The organism is Leptospira ainazelensis (genome assembly GCF_016918785.1).
GTDB classification, from domain to species: domain Bacteria; phylum Spirochaetota; class Leptospiria; order Leptospirales; family Leptospiraceae; genus Leptospira; species Leptospira ainazelensis.
Map to the genome: position 1 here is coordinate 1 of NZ_JAFFPT010000088.1, position 433 is coordinate 433.

Annotated in this window: 1 protein-coding gene; it reads left to right on the top strand. The window is 31.9% G+C overall.

The window, feature by feature from the left end:
- The first annotated feature begins 131 nt into the window (after positions 1-131).
- A complete protein-coding gene (locus JWG44_RS22070; protein WP_036043384.1) occupies positions 132-341 on the top strand; it encodes a CopG family antitoxin in 210 nt (69 codons plus the stop codon).
- Positions 342-433: the final 92 nt, after the last annotated feature.

Sequence of the window (433 nt, forward strand, 5' to 3'; positions counted from 1 at the left end):
ATACTTGGATTTAGTTATAAATTAAACCTGTTAATGGTTTCGCACTGTTATCGTTCTTCGAAAGACACAATCCGAATTATCTCAGCAAGAAAAGCAACGAAATTAGAATCCAAACTATACGAGGAATTTTTATGAGAAAAGAATACGATTTTTCAAAGTCAAAGAAAAACCCCTATCTAAAAAAACTGAAAAAACCAATTACGATTAGAGTTGATGTTGATACTATTGGGTATTTTAAGACTTTATCTGATCAGACTGGTATTCCATATCAAAATTTAATTAATTTATACTTGGCTGAATGCGCATCAAAGCATAAGAAAATTGACCTTACTTGGAAATAATTTCCTTTCTTAATTCTTTAAACTAAGATGCGTTCCCAAATTTGCATTTTAAGCGTGATGGCAACTAACGAAAGAGGCTTCTCGACGTTGCG